General features: G+C 47.3%; 14 protein-coding genes and 1 pseudogene. 8 read left to right on the top strand and 7 right to left on the bottom strand.

Annotation, left to right across the window (positions count from 1 at the left end; all coding sequences use genetic code 11):
- Window positions 1-640: 640 nt before the first annotated feature.
- The 7 genes from HQ49_RS07275 (at window position 641) to HQ49_RS07245 (ending at window position 6,213) form a co-directional block, all read left to right on the top strand.
- The gene (locus HQ49_RS07275; protein WP_018965975.1) at window positions 641-1,549 is read left to right on the top strand and encodes a TIGR01777 family oxidoreductase; all 909 of its coding nucleotides are present in this window, start codon (window positions 641-643) and stop codon (window positions 1,547-1,549) included.
- A 119-nt stretch (window positions 1,550-1,668) separates the two neighbouring features.
- Complete coding sequence (locus tag HQ49_RS07270) at window positions 1,669-1,983, top strand: helix-turn-helix domain-containing protein (RefSeq protein ID WP_018965976.1); 315 nt, start codon at window positions 1,669-1,671, stop codon at window positions 1,981-1,983.
- Window positions 1,980-3,095 (top strand): type II toxin-antitoxin system HipA family toxin, encoded by a 1,116-nt coding sequence (locus tag HQ49_RS07265; protein ID WP_039419272.1) that lies wholly within the window; start codon window positions 1,980-1,982, stop codon window positions 3,093-3,095. Before HQ49_RS07270 ends, HQ49_RS07265 begins: the two co-directional genes overlap by 4 nt.
- 20 nt (window positions 3,096-3,115) lie before the next feature.
- Window positions 3,116-3,748, top strand: a complete 633-nt coding sequence (locus HQ49_RS07260) for a DNA alkylation repair protein (protein ID WP_018965978.1) — start codon at window positions 3,116-3,118, stop codon at window positions 3,746-3,748.
- 3 nt (window positions 3,749-3,751) lie between these two features.
- Window positions 3,752-4,288, top strand: a complete 537-nt coding sequence (locus HQ49_RS07255) for a ClbS/DfsB family four-helix bundle protein (RefSeq protein ID WP_018965979.1) — start codon at window positions 3,752-3,754, stop codon at window positions 4,286-4,288.
- Window positions 4,289-4,594: 306 nt separating this feature from the next.
- A complete protein-coding gene (locus HQ49_RS07250; protein ID WP_018965980.1) occupies window positions 4,595-5,200 on the top strand; it encodes a TetR/AcrR family transcriptional regulator in 606 nt (201 codons plus the stop codon).
- 20 nt (window positions 5,201-5,220) lie between these two features.
- Window positions 5,221-6,213, top strand: a complete 993-nt coding sequence (locus HQ49_RS07245) for an Acg family FMN-binding oxidoreductase (protein ID WP_018965981.1) — start codon at window positions 5,221-5,223, stop codon at window positions 6,211-6,213.
- A gap of 156 nt (window positions 6,214-6,369) precedes the next feature.
- Here the strand turns inward: HQ49_RS07245 and HQ49_RS07240 are convergent, their stop codons facing one another.
- From HQ49_RS07240 to HQ49_RS07210, 7 genes are all read right to left on the bottom strand, one after another.
- The gene (locus HQ49_RS07240; RefSeq protein WP_050563593.1) at window positions 6,370-8,649 is read right to left on the bottom strand and encodes a S9 family peptidase; all 2,280 of its coding nucleotides are present in this window, start codon (window positions 8,647-8,649) and stop codon (window positions 6,370-6,372) included.
- Window positions 8,650-8,916: 267 nt separating this feature from the next.
- Window positions 8,917-9,657: a head GIN domain-containing protein gene (locus HQ49_RS07235; protein ID WP_039419270.1), complete on the bottom strand. Its 741-nt coding sequence runs from the start codon at window positions 9,655-9,657 to the stop codon at window positions 8,917-8,919.
- Between the two features lie 30 nt (window positions 9,658-9,687).
- Complete coding sequence (locus HQ49_RS07230; protein WP_235290090.1) at window positions 9,688-12,192, bottom strand: outer membrane beta-barrel family protein; 2,505 nt, start codon at window positions 12,190-12,192, stop codon at window positions 9,688-9,690.
- A 203-nt stretch (window positions 12,193-12,395) separates the two neighbouring features.
- Window positions 12,396-12,767: a GntR family transcriptional regulator gene (locus HQ49_RS07225; protein WP_018965985.1), complete on the bottom strand. Its 372-nt coding sequence runs from the start codon at window positions 12,765-12,767 to the stop codon at window positions 12,396-12,398.
- On the bottom strand, window positions 12,764-13,522 hold the full coding sequence (locus HQ49_RS07220; RefSeq protein WP_039419267.1) for a hypothetical protein: 759 nt from the start codon (window positions 13,520-13,522) through the stop codon (window positions 12,764-12,766). Before HQ49_RS07220 ends, HQ49_RS07225 begins: the two co-directional genes overlap by 4 nt.
- Entirely contained in the window at window positions 13,519-14,376 is an 858-nt protein-coding gene (locus HQ49_RS07215; RefSeq protein ID WP_039419266.1) for a hypothetical protein, read from the bottom strand. The genes HQ49_RS07220 and HQ49_RS07215 overlap by 4 nt, the downstream gene beginning before the upstream one ends.
- 13 nt (window positions 14,377-14,389) lie before the next feature.
- Complete coding sequence (locus HQ49_RS07210; RefSeq protein ID WP_039419264.1) at window positions 14,390-15,217, bottom strand: ATP-binding cassette domain-containing protein; 828 nt, start codon at window positions 15,215-15,217, stop codon at window positions 14,390-14,392.
- A gap of 913 nt (window positions 15,218-16,130) precedes the next feature.
- Between HQ49_RS07210 and HQ49_RS12200 the strand changes: the two are divergent.
- A pseudogene (locus tag HQ49_RS12200) lies at window positions 16,131-17,474 on the top strand (IS1380 family transposase).
- Window positions 17,475-17,541 lie beyond the last annotated feature (67 nt).

Raw genomic sequence — 17,541 nt, 5'->3', positions numbered from 1 at the left:
AAGCTCTTTTTGAAAATAGAATACGCTCTTCGGATCAATATAAATAGATTCTAAACTGCTAAATTGATATGCACTCCGATACAATGACCACTCGACCATTTGCTGATACGACCGCTACAGTCGCATCCCTTTTATTCACATCCTTTCACTGCATTAGAGAAAAAAAGCGTGTAGACCTATGATGTATAAGGGCGGAATACCCTTTCGGTAATTCTCCCAAGAGACCGGGCACCCACTGAGTTTGCAGTAAAACTCGGTGGGTGCCTTTGTTTTATCACCTCCCGAATCGGCCTTTTTCGTCCTGCGATTTATATACAAATCATTTACGATCTATATATTTATTGAAAACGTTTTATATACAAATCGAAAACGATCTATATATAAATTGAAAATGCTTTATATATAAATCGTTTCCCAATCTTCCGAAAAGCGTATTTTGACTTGCAAAAATCCGTTTCCTTGTCTTTTTTACTTCGATCACCTCTCTCTTTTGGATGCTTATTTGGAATCATTCCAAATTCCGCTTCGTTGTTGAAAACTTTTTTGGCGCGTATTTTTCCATTGAGGTACACTTTCCTGTACATCCCATTTTATATATTTGTTTCAGTGTCTTAGCGGATTGAATTTTGTGAGTTTCTTTATGCAGAAAGACGTTGTTTTGATTACCGGTGCAAACGGGATGGTTGCACGGGCATTGTCGGAAGAACTTGTGCGAAACGGTTACTCCGTATGCTTTTTGACGCGCCATAAACGGAACGAAAACGAATATGAATGGGACGTTGCCGAGCGGCGAATCGAGGTCGAAGCACTGCGAGGAGTGAGGCATATCATCCATCTGGCAGGAGCCGGAGTTGCCGATAAGCCGTGGACGAGTGAGCGCAAAGAGGTCATTCGTTCGAGCAGGGTCGATTCGGCAAGGCTCCTGTTAGAGACCGTGAAAGCCAATGACATTCGCATAGCTACTTTCATTTCGGCATCGGCCGTGGGGTTCTACGGGACGCTAACCGGCAAAAGCATTTTCGACGAAAACGACAAAAAGGGCGACGACTTTCTGAGCGATGTCTGTATGGAGTGGGAACAGGCAGCTCACGCTTTCTCACAAGAGGGGGTGTCGGAGCGAATTGTCATTATGCGAAACGGTATTGTACTGGCTCCTCGGGGCGGTGCTTTGGCTAAGATGGTGCGTCCCGTCAGATGGTTTCTCGGTGCTCCGTTAGGAAGTGGGAAGCAGTATATACCATGGATCCATATCAGCGATGTATGCGGAATTATCCTGCATGCCCTCCGAAATCCGACTGTATCCGGTGTTTATAATGTGGTGGCACCGGAGCATGTGCGTAATGTAGAGTTCATGCGCGCTATTGGGCGTGCCATCGGACGGCCTGTCTTCTTTCCCTCCATACCCAAATGGGTTATTCGTCGCGTATTTGGTGAGCGGGCTTCCATTCTGCTGGAAGGAAGTAGGGTATCGGCCGAAAAAATCATCTCCTCGGGCTATCGTTTCAAGTATGCCACCCTCCAAAAAGCAATGGACAATCTTTTGCGATAAAATTCAAAAAAACGGATTTTAGTAGTTCGGTGGATCAGTCCGTTTGATTGTTTTTTAGGCGGTTTTATTATCTTTGGAAGTGATAAGATAATATCAATAAAGAGGTTTTTTCTGCTCATATGGATAATATATTGGTACTTATGGCTTCTGATCCACAGTCCGTAGCTATGCAGGTTGCTTCCCGAGTAAAGGCCCGACGGCTGGAGATGAATCTGACGCAAGAGGGAATGGCTTTACGGGCAGGAATGAAGTTGCCTACCTATCGTAGGTTCGAGCGTACGGGCGATATTTCTTTTAGAGGCTTATTGCAAATCGGATTCGCGCTGAATGCTTTACAGGATTTTGCGCTCCTCTTTGCCCAAAGGCAGTATCAGACACTCGATGAAGTTCTGGCAGAACAGCAGCCCAAGCGCAAGAGAGGTAGCAAAAAATGAATAAGGTACAGCAGGTAGAAGTCTTGTGGGACGGCTCCGTTGTAGGTCGTCTGGCCCTTACGAAAGAGGGATTGTGCGCTTTCGAATATTCTGCGGAGCAGATAGCAAGGGGAGTATCGATATCGCCTTTCGAACTGCCGTTGCGTAGCGGTGTGGCAGTGGCTAAGCCACGCCCGTTCGATGGCGGCTTCGGAGTCTTTGACGATTGCTTGCCCGACGGTTGGGGTTTGCTGGTCATGGATAGGTATTTGCAAAAGAAAAAGATAGATCCTCGTTCGCTTACATTGCTCGATCGTCTTGCATTGGTGGGTTCGGTGGGACGTGGAGCCTTGGAGTTCCATCCGGACTATAGTACCGTTCATCGACAAGACTATTTGGACTTTGAAGAGCTTGCAAAGGAGGCAGAGCGGATTCTCGGCAATGAGCAGTATGAAGGAGCTGGAATCGAAGAGTTTCAGTATAGGGGGGGCTCGCCGGGAGGTGCCAGACCTAAGATTTTTGCCCGATATGATGGCCGGGAGTGGCTTGTGAAGTTTCGCGCTACGGGAGATAGCGTAAATATCGGCAGAGAAGAGTATCGCTATTCTTTATTGGCTAAGAAATGCGGTGTTGAGATGCCGGAAACGCGACTTTTTGAGGACAAGTATTTCGGTGTGGAGCGTTTCGATCGGCATGCAAAAGGCAAATACCATGTTGTGAGTGTTGCCGGATTGATCGGCGCAGACTATCGCTTGCCGAGTATCGACTACATGCATATTTTTCAGATTTGTGCCACAATCACGCATAGTATTGCAGAGATGTGGAAGGTGTATCGCTTGATGGTGTTCAACTATCTGATAGATAATAAGGATGACCATGCCAAAAACTTTGCTTTCATCTATCGGCAAGGGGATTGGCATTTCGCACCGGCCTATGACCTCTTGCCAAGCGATGGTATAAGAGGCTATCGTACTACCTCCATCAATAATAGTATAGAGCCTGCAAGGGCGGATTTACTGGCTGTTGCGGAGAAGGTTGGTCTAAACACCAAAGAGGCAGAGGGTATTTTCGATCAGATGCAGCATATTGTGGCAAAAGCAACCGGAGGCGCAGGAAAGCAGCGCAGTCTATAGCCGAATAAGGAAGTTCCGTTATGAATATGAAAGAGGTATTGGAAAGAATCCTGTCTATCGAGCATGGCTTCGTGCATATACTCGAGGCTGCGAAAGAGATTCTATCTTCTTCTTCGGAAGAAAGATCCTTCGCCATCGCTTTCGAGCTTTTCGATCATGAAGCCTATCAGGCACGAATGTTGGCGACTGCGATCTTAGGACATTTGGCCGGTACGAATGGTGAAGCACTCCTTTTTCTGAAAGACCAGGTGAGCTTGGATAAGAATTGGCGTGTACAAGAGATGCTTGCCAAGGCTTTCGATACGTTTTGTAAGGAGCAGGGGTACGAAAAGTCCCTGCCTGTCATCAGGGAATGGCTCGATAGTGACAATGCGAATGTGGTCAGGGCCGTAACGGAGGGATTGAGGATTTGGACGAGTCGCTCATTTTTCAAAGAGAATCCACACATCGCTATCGAATGGCTTAGCCGGCATAGGGGGCACGAAAGCGAATACGTGCGCAAGTCTGTCGGCAACGCACTGAAAGACATCGGCAAGAAGCACAAAGAATCGGTAGCAGAAGAGCTAAAGAAATGGGATTTGTCCGATCCTTTGGTCTTGTTCACTTACAAACATGCTTCCAAGCATTCGGGTAAAGACATTAAAAGACAGTGAAATATGGCAAGAGCAACGACGAAACAGGATTTGATCATGGCTTCCAATGGGCAATTCGAGAAGCTGTGGGTACTTATTGACAGAATGAGCGATGATCTGCAGCATGCGACATTTGCCGACAAAATGGCTACAGCCGGCAAGGAAGCACATTGGGGTCGGGACAAAAACCTCCGCGATGTACTCGTGCATCTGTATGAGTGGCACCAACTGTTGTTGAATTGGATCAACTCCAACAGCAAGGGTGAACGCAAGCCTTTTCTGCCTGAACCCTATAATTGGAAGACTTATTCGGTGATGAATGTGGAGTTTTGGAAGAAACACCAACAGACACCATTAGCGGAAGCAAAGGACAAATTGAAAGAAAGCCATCGACAAGTAATGGCATTGATTGAGACATTTTCGAACGATGAATTATTTGCCAAGGGAGCATTCGACTGGACGGGTACTTCGACTCTCGGTGCATACTGCGTATCAGCTACTTCCAGTCATTACGATTGGGCGATGAAGAAAATAAAGCTGCATATCAAGACCGGCAAGTGAACGGATGCGAAGTTATCTGTGTGTCAAATGGTCTTTCTTCTTACAGTGTTTTCTGATCGGCAAAAAGCAGCAGTCGAGATCTCTCCTAAAGAGGGTATTCTTAGCTCTTGTAATAGGCTTTTCACCGGTGAAGACAATGGAGCTTCTCGGATGAGAAATCTCCAAGTCATATTACATTCTGACACTTAGTGTAGAAGCTCAATATCCTGTACAAGGATGAATTTTCCTCCTCTTTTCTTGTTTGTTACCGATAAGTAACTTAAGTTTGTGGTTACTTATCGGTAACATCATGGTTGAGAATAACGTATGAAGGATAGGGAACTCACAGAAAAAAAGATACTGGATGCTGTCGGAAGCATTATCGAGAGTGAAGGCTTCGAGGGAATCGGCGTCAATGCAGTGGCTCAAAGAGCCGGAATTTCGAAAATGCTGATATACAGATATTTTGGAGGATTGGACGAACTGATTGCGAAGTATATCCTCCAAAAGGATTATTGGGCGAATACGGATATAGGTATAGGAGAGCTGCCCGAAATCGGTGTGGGGCTGAAACATTTGTTTCGCGAACAGATCAGGACGCTGCGAAACGACATTACGCTAAAACGGCTGCACAGATGGGAGTTCACTGCAGAAAATCAGACCGTTCGTACCTTGAGGGAAAAACGTGAGCAAAATGGCTGTAAGCTGGTAGAAATCGTCAGCCGACTGACGCAATCGCCAAGTGTGGAAGTTGCCTCGCTGGCAAGTATCATTTCCGCATCTATCAGCTATCTCGTATTGATGGAAGAGCGGAGTCCCGTATATAACGGAATCGATCTGCAGAGCGAGAGAGGATGGGAGCAGATCGTACAGGGGATAGATCTGATGATCGACCTGTGGATGAAACATATTCGACAAGAAGACACTCTTTAACCATTTAATTTGTTGAGGAAATGAGCAAGATATTTGCACAAGATACAGACTATTTGTTCCTGATTGAGCAGGCTGTCAAAGCTCCTTCAGGGCATAATACGCAACCATGGACATTCAGGATTAAAGAGACGGGAATCGACATCCTGCCCGATTTCACAAAAACGCTGCCCGTAGTTGATCCTGATAATCGAGAGCTATTTGTCTCCCTTGGATGCGCTACGGAGAATCTTTGTATAGCTGCAGCCCATAGAGGATACGAGACGATGGTCTCTATCGCAGAAAACGGCACGATCCACATCGGATTTACTAAGCAGGATTCCGATACTCCATCTCCTCTGTTTCCTTATATATCCGTAAGGCAGACAAACAGAAGTGTCTATAATGGAAGTATTATTCCTGTGAACGACATTACCGCTTTGGCAGAAAAGAACGATATGGAACCTTTTGTCGGGATTCATTTCTTCAAGAGTGGCACACAGGAGTTCGACGCTATTTCGGAAATGGTTTGCAAGGGCAACAGCATACAAATGCGAGACAAAAAGTTCAAAGAAGAATTGCAGCAATGGATGCGCTATAACAAGAAGCATCAAGATGCAACGAGAGACGGACTCAGCTATGCCGTATTCGGTGCCCCCAATCTACCTCGCTTCATTGTAAAGACCATTATCACCCGACTCATTAACGAGAAGTCACAGAATAGAAATGATAGAAGAAAGATAGCCTCTTCTTCTCATTTTGTTCTGTTTACCTCTTTGAACAACACGGTGGAGCAGTGGATAAAATTGGGGAGAGTATTGGAGCGTCTTCTGCTCAAGGCTACAGGCATGGGTATTTCGCATGCTTATATGAACCAGCCCAATGAGGAACAGGGCCTTTCGAGAAAAATGGCAGAAACACTTGGCATTGCAGGCGAATATCCTACGGTTCTGATACGATTGGGATATGGGAGTAAGATGCCGTATTCGTTGAGAAGAAGTGCCCAATCCTGCATTATCCCCAATTCCTTCACTTGAAAGAATGAGAGGGTACGAGCCTCAAAGGTGATCCCATCGGAAATTTCTTTGGGGTCGGACAGGATGTTTGGGTATGGCCGATGAAAAGGAAGAGGGTGCTGCAAAGACGAAACGCTTGCAGCACCCTCTTGAGCTTTCAGCCTTTTATTCTCCGGCTTATTTCTTCAGGTGTTTGGCGAAGAAACCGAGCATGGCGCGGTATAGCTCCATGGAGTTTTCTTCACGATGGAATCCGTGGCCTTCGTTGTACTTAACCATATAGGGTACTTCGAATCCACGAGCACGCAGTGCCGTTACGATCTGATCGGACTCGTTGATATTCACACGTGGGTCATTAGCTCCCTGTACGACGAAGAGCGGCTTGTTGATCTTGTCGATTTGGAAGAAGGGGGACACTTCCTTGGCGATAGCTGCTTCTTCGGGATTGTCGAGGTCGTACCAAATCTCCTTGACCATTTCCTTAAACGGCTTCCAGTATTCGGGGAAGGAGTCGAAGAAGGTGTAAATGTTCGATACACCTACGTAGTCCACACCACAGGCATAGAGATCGGGTGTTTTCACCAGACCCATCAGCGTGGCATAACCTCCGTGGCTGGCACCGTAGATGGCGATCCTGTCGGGATCTACCCAACCTTGGCTGATGGCATAGCGTACACCGTCTTCCACATCGTCCATGGCTTTGCGACCGATCTGCTTGAATCCGGCACGGAGGAATTCCTTGCCGTATCCGCCTGAAATGCGGAAATTGACTTGCAGGGTAGCATATCCGCGGCTGGCAAAGAGCTGGGTCTCAGGATTGAAGCCCCATGAGTCGCGTATGCCTTGGGGGCCTCCGTGAGGATTGACGATCAGGGGTACTTTCTTCCCTTCGAGGGCTGCTTTTGGCAGAGTGATATAGCCGTGGATGGTGAGTCCGTCGCGGCTCTTGAATTTGATGGGGCGCATCTCGGCCATGTCTTCCTCCTTGAGCTGAGGCATCAGGTCGTAGAGGAGGGTGAACTTCTTGGTGCGAGCATCGAACTGATAGTAGGTGCCGTATAGCTTGTCGCTCTGTACGGCGATCAGCATGATGGTCTCGTCATCGTCGTAATCCACCACGGAAAATTCTTTGCCCTTGAATTCCTTTTCCATCAGCTTGTGCAGCTCCTTGTAGGTGGCACTTACGGGTACGACTACGGACTTCTCGCCTTCGTAGGCCATGAGGTCTATTTCGTAGTTTCTCTTACGAGAGAGGTGCAGGCCACTGACGTCGTAGTCTTCGTTGGCGAAGATCTCACGGATGATCTTGTTCTGCTTCAGGTCGTAAAGAACGATACGAGTCTTGTCGCTGTCCAGATTGGTCAGTACGTAGGCTTCGTCTCTGTTCTTGGAGGCATAGTTGAATGCGATGACTCCGAAGGTGTCGTCCCAGTGTGTTTTCTTCAGCAGACGGAACTCGCCCGTATCCAAATCCTTGTAGTACAACTCGGATTCTATCCCGTTTACGAGACGGCTGTATCCACGCAGTTCGCCGTCTTTGTCGAACTCATAACCCTGAATGGGGTTGGCCGCATCCTTATTCTCGTAGAGCCGGGTCAGCTCGCCCGTCACTACATTGAGCTTATAGGGTTCGAAGATCTGCGGATTGTTTTTGTTCATGGAGATGATCATGTAGTCCTTCTGCTCTTTGAGCATGTTGAGGATCGAAGCTTTCACTCCATCGAAGGGAGTGAGGTCGCGGGTATTGCTGCCGTCGATATTCGAAGCAAAGAGGTGATAGTTCTCATTCCCTCCTTTGTCCATGACGAAGAAGAGGCGTTCGTCATTGATCCATCCATAGCCTTTGATCAGCTCGTCCTTTTCTTCGATGGCACGCTTGACGGTGCCGGTGGCTATTTCCTTGACATAGACGTGGCGTTTGCCTGCATCGTCCTTTTCCATGTATGAGAGGTACTTGCCGTTGGGGCTTAGCTGAAAGGCGGAAGCCTTGGGTTTGGCAAAGTAGTCTTCGACCTTGTATTTGTAGTCGCCCTTGTCCAAAGCTGCCAGTGCCTTAAGCTCTTCTTCGGTCGAAGGGAGGGCTGTATTGCCGAGCAATTTGGATTCGAATCGTTGTAGCGTAAGCGGCAGGCTGAAGCCCATCTGCTCTACATTGCCTTCTATCGTGTTGCCGGACAGGGTGCCCTTGAATGTGAACTGAAGGGCAGCTGCGGAGAGTGTCAGTTTGCCATCGGCGAAGGTGGTCTTGTCTACGGGGATGCCCGTCGCTCCCTGAGCAGGTACATCCATCGTTGTGGAGAGGTCGGCACCCTCTCCGGTAATGTGGAATATGAGTTCCAGCTCCATGTTGGCTTGCGGAATGGAGAGTGTTCCTTTCCAGTCGCCTGTGATCTTTTGTGCATGCACAGTCATTCCTCCTAATGTCAGGATTGTTAGTAATAGGATTTTTAGTTTCATACTTGGTATTTTGTTGAGTGATTATGATGAATTGCTTGTTTCTTCGGTTGTGTCGTGCAGAAAGGAGAAAACCATTGGATTCTGCCGATAGCGACCACAAGATTAGAAAAATATGCCGACATATTCTATCCAAAAGCAGTGACCCGATCGGCTAGGTCGTCCTAATGATTCTGTTAGGTCGTCCTAATGACTCGGTTAGGTCGTCCTAACAATTTGGTTAGGTCGTCCTATTCTGATGTGAGGGTCGTCCCCTTCTGCTCTATAGGGTTATTTGTGCTTGTAGGAAGACATGCCGGAGGTCACTACCTCATCATTCGAAGAGGCTCCGTAGTTTTCGAGAGAGGATATGCCGGAGAGATTTCCCCGTACAGACTCCGAGGCATTGATCTTCACCGATGCCGTGCCGCTGATGGACACTTCGGTGCGTTGGGTAATGAATTCGGATGCATCGCAACCAATAGCCCCACTACATGAGAGCGTGAGCTCCTCGCAGGAACCTTTCAGAGTGATGCCGGAGGCTCCCGAAGCGTCTATATCCAAGGCTCTGAGGCGACCGGTGAGGTTCACCGAAGAAGCTCCGGACATGTCCAGATCGAGCCGGTCACCGGCAAGCTCTCCCTCCACATTCAGGGAACAGGCACCGGACATCTCCACTGCCTTGAGGGTAGGCGAACCGACCCTAACGACGATCTTCCCGTCGTGGATCGAATAGCGGTCTTTGAGTCGGATGGAAAGTTCGCCATTCGCTACTTCCGTGACGATGTATTCCATCAGATTGGGTGCTGCTTCGATGGTCAGCCCATCGGTCGGAATGCCGGCCTTGTAGTGGATGGCAAATGCATCCTCGACATCGATCCTGTCGAATGTGCCAATGTCGCGAGTCTCCGTGATGGCATCGCCCTCGGGGGTGATTGTTTTGCCTTTGTTGTCGAATTTGATATTGCATGCACCGGCTATCAGTGCTGTGCCTATGAGGCCGACAAGGCCTGCGAAAATCTTTTTTCTCATTGTATGGTGTTTTTTGCAGAGTTTCATTGATCAGTTGCCGGTAGGATCTCCTTGTCCGCCGCCTTGCTGCCCTTGGGATGAGGTCTGCTTGAGGTCGTCATTGACGATCGTACGCTGTACCTTGCGCACTTGTGTATTCATCTTACCGAAGCTGTAGGTGAGGCTGAGGGAAACACTCCTTTGCGTACGGGCATTTTCCGAATCAATAGTAAATCCATTGCCGATGGTTTGGCTTTTCCATGTTGAATATTTCGCATGAATGTTGTTTGCACTCAGCGAGACTCTCAATCTTTTGTCGAAAAGCTGTTTGGCTATACCGATATTGTTGAATACATTGCCATCATACTTCGTCTGGTAGCTTCTTCCTCCATGATAATAACCTCCGAAGATGTTCACAGTCCAATCCTTCGGTAGGGTGAACATCAGACCTGAATATACCATCCCCGACCATGAGCTGACATCGATGTCGAGTGCATCGCTCTTTTGGTATTTGCGATCGATATTTCCGTTGAGCATAATCCTAACCCATACGGCCGGCGTGTACATGGCATAGGTATTCAAGCTGAAAGAATGCTCTCGTCCGATATTGCCATAAGTCTGGTGGAACAGATTGGGATTGGCCGGATCGGAGAAGGTGTAATTCTGGATGGCGTTGTTGCAGAAGTCATAGTCGAGCGATGTCGTAAACATAACCTTGGCTCCATATTGGTTATAGGAGAGACCGACATGGTGACGCTTCTCCGACTTTAGGTCGGGATTACCGTACTGTACCTGATAATCGTTGGACTGCAGCTTGTAGGGATTCAGCTGGCTAATGGCAGGACGTTGGATCCGGAAGTTATAGGCCAGCTTGAGTTGCTTCATGGGTGAGGGGGTATAGCCGAGCGTGAGCTGTGGTACCCAGTCGAACGAGTTGTGAGAGAAGTCTGCTGCTGCATTTTCGGGGAAGAGTGCTTTCAGCCTGCTACTTTCCACACGCAGGCCTGTCTGCAACGAATACTGTGCCTTACGATAGTTATAACCGGCATAGGCTGCTCCTATATATTGATCGTGACGGAATTTTCTTGCAGACAGATTTTGGGGATATAAGGAGCCGGGCTGCCACGGAGCATCTTCGGACGGCCGTATCTCATAGAGCGGATCGCTCGTGGCATGACGATAGATGTACTTCAACCCTGCCTCCAAAGAATGTGCTTGTCCGATGGGACGTGTATAGTCCACCTGTGCCGTATGTTCGTCCATACCTGCATCGGATTTGGAGTGCTGGCCGGCATACTGGATCGTATTGGCCGTATTGAGCGGATCGCGTTTCCATTGATCTATGAAGGTCTCGCTATTGTTCGGGCTGTGAGTGAAACGGTACGAGACGGTAAACAATTCGCCCGGCAGGCGTGTGCTGTGCTGATAGTCGGCATTGAGCTCGTATGATCCGGCATCCATCTGTGTCTTGAGTTTTCTGTCTATGTAGGACATGAGGTTGCCGCCGTCATAGCTTTTTTCTACGTTGTTCCGGTCAGTGGTCATCTCCCAAAGGCGTACGTTGCCGCCTACCGTAAAGAGATTGAGCGAATCTATCTCGAAGGAAAGGAGGGCATTACCGAAGTGTCCGTGAAAGGTTTCTTCTCCTGTCCCCTCTTCTATCGTTTGGAGTGTTGGGGTCGTGCGTTCAGTAAGGTAACGTGAGTCGCTACTTTTGCCTCTATAGTAATTATAGTTGGCAGTCAGTCCCACCTTGCCGGATTTGGCAGTTGCGAATACACTGCCATTCGCAGAGGGGTCTGTGCTCGCTCTGGCCGTGATGGAGCCTGAATATCCTTCCAGCTTCTTGCCTTCTTCTGTGACGATGTTCAGGATGGCACTTGTGCCTTCCGCATCGTATTTTACACCCGGATCGGTGATGACCTCTACCCGTTTGATCGTATGGGCCGGAATGGAGCGAAAGACCTCTTTCGGGTTGCTGCTCACCATGGTCGAGGGCCTGCCGTTGAGGTGGATTTTGAAGTTGGACGATCCTTTTACCTGAATATTACCCTGACCGTCTACCGTTACCAAAGGAACGCTACGTAGCATTTCGAGTAGGTTGTTCGTCTTGGCTGCTGGGTCGTCTTTCATATTATAGGACAGGCGGTCTATCTCCATCTTCACCAGCGGTCGTGCAGCTGATACGGTGATAGTGGAGAGCTGTTTGTCTTCGGATTCGAGCGAAATATCGACAGCCTTGATATCCTGCTGTCCGTTCTCTCTCCGAATCTCCATGGTATGGGTTTTCATACCCACGAAGGAGGCTTTGAGGCGGTAAGAAGGCGCAGCCGGTAGGCCTATGATGAAATAGCCATTGCCGTCAGTCACTTGTCGGAACACCTGTGTGGTATCTGCTCCTGCCGGCCGGATGCTTACGGTGGCATAGGGGATCGATTCGCCGGTGGAAGCATCCTTGATTGTACCGGATATGTGTACATCGAGGGTATTGCTCTGTGCCATCAAAGAAAGTATGGACAGAACGAACAGGAAAGATGATAAAACGATTCGTTTCATTGTTTGGATGATTGGTAGTTTATTGTGTACGTATCGCAAATACTTTGAGTCTATTGCTTATTTAGTCTCTAGTTGAACTCCTATTATTTCTTATCAGAATGCTCGAAAAGAAGTAGTAGGAGGGAAGATCTCTTCCGCTCCGCCCCATTAGCGGCGACTCGCAATGCCGCAACGGGAGCGGATAAGAAGGAAACGCATATAGTCTATGAATTATTCTCTGTTTGCTTGTTCCATTCGGATCGGAGGGTGTCCAGGCCTATCCCGAGGAGTTTCATCTCGCTAAATAGGGCCGGTACCACCTCTTCTACGAATTTCTTGCGCCGGGAGGCAAGGATCTCTTCGCGAGCGTTGGGGCTGACAAAGTAGCCGAGTCCGCGCTTGTTGTAGATCATTCCTTCCATTTGCAGGCGTTCGACAGCTCGCATCGCTGTGTTGGGATTGACTTCCATCTGCTCGGCCAATTCGCGGACAGATGGTACTCGCTCGTCGGCTGAATATTCGCCGGAGAGGATCCTGTCCTTGATCGTGTCCGATATTTGGAGGAATATGGATTGTGCTTGAAGTATAGCGGTCATTTCAGTTGTCGTCTTTGGAGGTTGATAAAGGATAAAACGAATAGGCACAAACCGATACTGCCGAAGAAAAGAGCCATGAAAAGATCTTCTCCGTACAGGTTCAGATTGGATGTCAGTACGCCGAACAAAATCGTCTCTCCTCCCATAGTCAGGAGGAAAGCCACGGTAGCCATGGTGAGCTTTCGGACACTGATGGCGAAGTAAATACCTGCTGACAGTACATTGAACAGAACGACTACACCCGGCCAGTAGAGATCCAAGAATCCGGATGAAAACCACCCATAGCCTGATGACGTCTGCCAGATATAAGGCGCATAGTACGATGCTTCCAAGACGGCGGGGTAGAGGAGTACCTCTATCGTATAGGCTATTTGGTTTACCACAGCGGCTGAAAACAATGCCAATATCCCCTCTATCAGTATTACGACGAACTTTGCTGTGGCAGAAGCCGGTATCAAGGTGTAGGTGATGGTGTCGGACTTATTGACCCGGCCTTGTACGATGCGGAATACGTAGAAAGCTACGCATACGAGAGTCAAAGGCCAAAGGTCAAAATGCGTTCTGTCCTTTACGGAGAGAGGATTCAGCTCGTCTCCTATGTGCAGCAGCATAGTCAGACCTACGAGTACTCCCAGCAGAGCCAACAGGAAAAATAAGGTGTTGCGTCCCTGTGTACACCACTCCATGCGAAAGAGCAGTCCTATACGTTCGAGACAGGAGGGAGCGGTTTTATGTTGATTGTGTGTAGTCGTCATCGTAGTTGTCTTTTTTTCAGTGAGAAATAAGATAGGATATAAAATAGTATCCCTACCAATCCTAATATGATCAGCTGATAGCTCCATACTTCGGGAGAGAAAACAGCATTTATCACAGCTTCTCCCTCGTTTGCGGAATTGCTGTATTGGATATAGGATAGGCGAGCTACCATCGCGGGCAATACGACTATCGAGGAGAAAATACCCAGCACGGCATTGAGTCCGATATAGGCTAGAATGGACTGAGTGGTACCTCGTACGTTGATGCAGCACCAAAGAGCCATGGCTATGCTACAGAAGGTGCCCACGATGTTGTACAAGATGAAATAGAATCTCAGATTGCGAAGCATTTCCGCTGCCCACTCTGCTTCTTCGACCGATACAATGTGTTCTATGAAGAATAGGTTCATCCAAAGGTCGTACAGGGCTGTCCAAGTACTTGGCATAAAGACACCCAGAAACAAGATGGCTATGGCCAAAAGAACGATAGTCCATATAAACGGAAGCAAAAAAGAAAGCAGGAGAACCGCATATTTCTCTCCCACAGAAGCCGGTATGATCGTATAGGCTATGGTCTTGGAGTGATTGACTTGTCTTTGAATGGCGATATAGGTGTAGACGATTGTAGTCATTAAAAACAATGAAAAGAAACCGAACATGTACCCAGACAATCCTTCCTTAGACATAGGGCCATTGACGGTGACTGACATAAGGATGGCAATAGCAAGGGCTACTACAGAGAGCGTGCCGGTTACGTACAGAATGTTTCTCTTCTGAGTACCCCATTCCATGGCGAAGAGGAGGCCGATACGCTGCCAGACGTTTGTCGGCCGGCTGTTTACTAATGCTGTCATAGTGATGGTGGCTTTAGCGGTTCAACACGCGATTAAATACCTCTCTTTCGGCTATCATGCCATTGAAGAACAGCTCCATGGAGAAGGGTGTTTCTTCTCCGGTGGTATTCTCATACACACCTACTTCGCCCATTGTGGATCCTTCCTTATATATAGGCTTGTCGCTTGGTGCCACTTGGCGGAAAGCAAATCGCTCGCTCAGTTCGGCTACGGACCTGTTGCAGACGATGGCATTCTTGTCCATCATCACGATGCGATCGATGATCTGCTCCAGATCGCGTACCTGATGTGTACTGATAATGACCGTTTGCTCCTCCGTTATATATCGTGCCATCAAGCGGCGGAAAGCACTTTTGCTCGGAATATCCAGCCCGTTGGTCGGTTCGTCCATCAGTAAGAGTGGTGTGCGAAGAGAGAGAGCCAATGCGATGACAGCCTTTTTCTTCTGTCCTTGCGATACCTTGCCGAGCTTCATATCCCAGTTCAGGTCGAACGCGAGGATGATCTCCTGAGCTACTTCGGGAGAGTAGGAGGGATAGAAAGGAGTGATCATCCGGAAGTAGTCTCTGATCGTAACATTCGGGCAGGTCACTTCCTCTTGCAGCAGGAACACTTTTGACAAAAACTTCACCGAGCGGTGTCGCGGATCTTCTGTCAATACTGTCAGATTGCCATCCTTTCGGAGTAATTGGCCGCATAGGAGTTTGAGCAGAGTGGTTTTTCCCTCGCCGTTTCGTCCGAGCAGTCCCGTAATACTGCCTTTAGGTAGTTCGAGGTTTAAGCCTTCGAAGAGCGACCTTTGTCGCGGATAGCTGAATCTGATGTTGCTAGCGTTGATCATTGTTTTATTCTGTTTTTTTGTTTGTATTCTGTTTTTTACTCTTTATATCATTCTATCTCTTTCCGTGTATGCTACAGATCAAGTGCATATTGGCGAGACTTTTTTGCCCGTATTTCCTTGTTTTGCGATACTTTTTTTGTCGTTTGTCTTCTTTTTTTCTATGTCTCCTTTCGTCTGATTCTATCTTTTATTGACTAATAATCAGCGTTTTATTAATAATTGATGATGTGTATTAGTCTGATAGTGCACCGCAAACATAGCTTACTTGTTTGGATTAACCAAATATCAGACGAAAAAATTGGGCTGATTCTCCGATTTTTGATGGAAATGACGATTCAGAAAGCACGGACAGAGGAGTCGGTATTCTTTGGGTTATTAATGTATACTGTATGGCAATGCTGTATGTCCAATCTCCATAAGGCAAGGTTTTCTTTGCTGTAATAAAAAAGAAGAGGCTACCCGGTAGAGCGGGCAGCCTCCATCGTTCTCGAACCGTAATATATCTGATGAGACCATTGAAAAATAAGGAGATGTAGGAAAGAGGCATTCTTCGGCTACAAGGAGCGAAGAATTTGGGTGGAAGAAGGAGTAAAAGGGCTTGTCAATCCCCCTTGCGGAGCTACATGAACGAGCTCCGCAAGGGGGATTATGCCTTATCCTAATGAGGAGACATAATTATCCCTGGTGTTCTGTATAGGCAGGGCTATCGCATTTGAAAGTTTATACTGTATCCTTGGCCTTTTTCTTCTATAATTTGGGACTCTAGTACATTCAACCCAGAATTGTCATTAGGATGAGTTTCTAATGGCGGTCATTAGATATTTCGACTTGGAATTTGCTTTATTTCATTAATTTAGGTTCTTATACACTTGATTAACGAACCTTCTTTTAGGATCACCATTTTGGTTATGCGATGGAAATAGAGTTTGTCGATAAACATATGAGTCCTTGGGGAGGACTCAAGCTCTTAGCGGAAATGCTTGATCGAATGAATATGCGTCAAGTATTACAGAGCATTGGCTTGCCTGAGCAGGGTTCCAATCGAGGGTACCCTCCCGAGCAGCTCATTTTGGGGTATTGGATTTCGCTGTGGTGTGGAGCGTCTGCCATATGTCATACAGAACTACTGCGTCAGGATCGAACACTGGCTGAAATCTTTAACTTCAATCAGATGCCCGGCCACAAGGCTTACAGTCGCTACTTTAAGAAGTTCAGTCAGAGAGAGAATCAAGACTGCTTTTCAGCCTTGTATCAATGGTTCTTTAAGCGGTTTAACTTCGATAACTTAACTCTAGACTTTGATTCCACAGTCATGACTATATATGGAGATCAAGAGGGGACAGCTAAGGGGTATAATTCGACTAAGCCAAGTCGTGTCATCCACCATCCGCTGATGTCCTTTCTTTCAGATCACAAGATGGTTGCCAATTGTTGGTTGCGGCCTGGTAATACCTCTGCCTGCAACAACTTTTTAGCGTTTCTTGAAGATACACTCCATAAGCTTGAGGGTAAAAAAGTTGGACTAGTTCGTGCCGACAGTGGCTTTTGTTACAAGCCAGTTATTGAAGTGCTGCAAAAGCAAAAGATTCATTATATCATTGCAGCCCGCTTAACCTCAACAGTCAAGTACAACATCATTCGTCACAAGACCTGGCTGGTCGTTACAGATGGGATTGAGGTCGCAGAGACGACTTACCAAGCTGATAGTTGGGCTAAGGCCGAGCGTCTGATTATCGTTCGTCAGGATTCTAGCAAGCGTAAAAAGGCGGTTGGTAAGTTAATTCAACGTGGCGTACTCTTCCCCGAATAATATGATGCAGACCAATATCGTTACAGTTGCTATATCACAGATTTAGATTTGCCTGCATCCATTGTCTGGAGTAGCTATCGAGGCCGAGCAGAAGCTGAAAACAGGATCAAAGAGCTCAAGTATGATTTTGCGATGGACAGCATTGTGCAGCAAGACTTTTGGGCTACAGAGGCGATGATCAATATGGCCATTATGGCCTATAATCTGATGAGTTTATTGCGTCTGGTGGTTATCAATTCACCCAAGCAACAGATGCTCAAAACAATTCGGATGAAGTTTTTAGCTATCCCTGCATATATCCAAAAACACTCGCGAAAGAAGACCCTAAAGTTGGCTCTAGCACTCAAACAGAGGCCTGCATTCCTATCCATCTGGGGAGAGCAAAAGAGTTTGCAGTCCCGTAAAAATACTAATGAGTCGTCCCTTAAAATTCTTTTTAATCTCTGATATTCAGCAAATTAGTTTGCGAATATCTTTGCTAAATCTGCAAGTTTTCTTATCTTCATAGCAGAAA

This window comes from Porphyromonas gulae, assembly GCF_000765945.1.
GTDB lineage: Bacteria > Bacteroidota > Bacteroidia > Bacteroidales > Porphyromonadaceae > Porphyromonas > Porphyromonas gulae.
The sequence above is the reverse complement of the archived record's forward strand: the minus strand, read 5'-3'. Positions and strand labels throughout refer to the sequence as shown.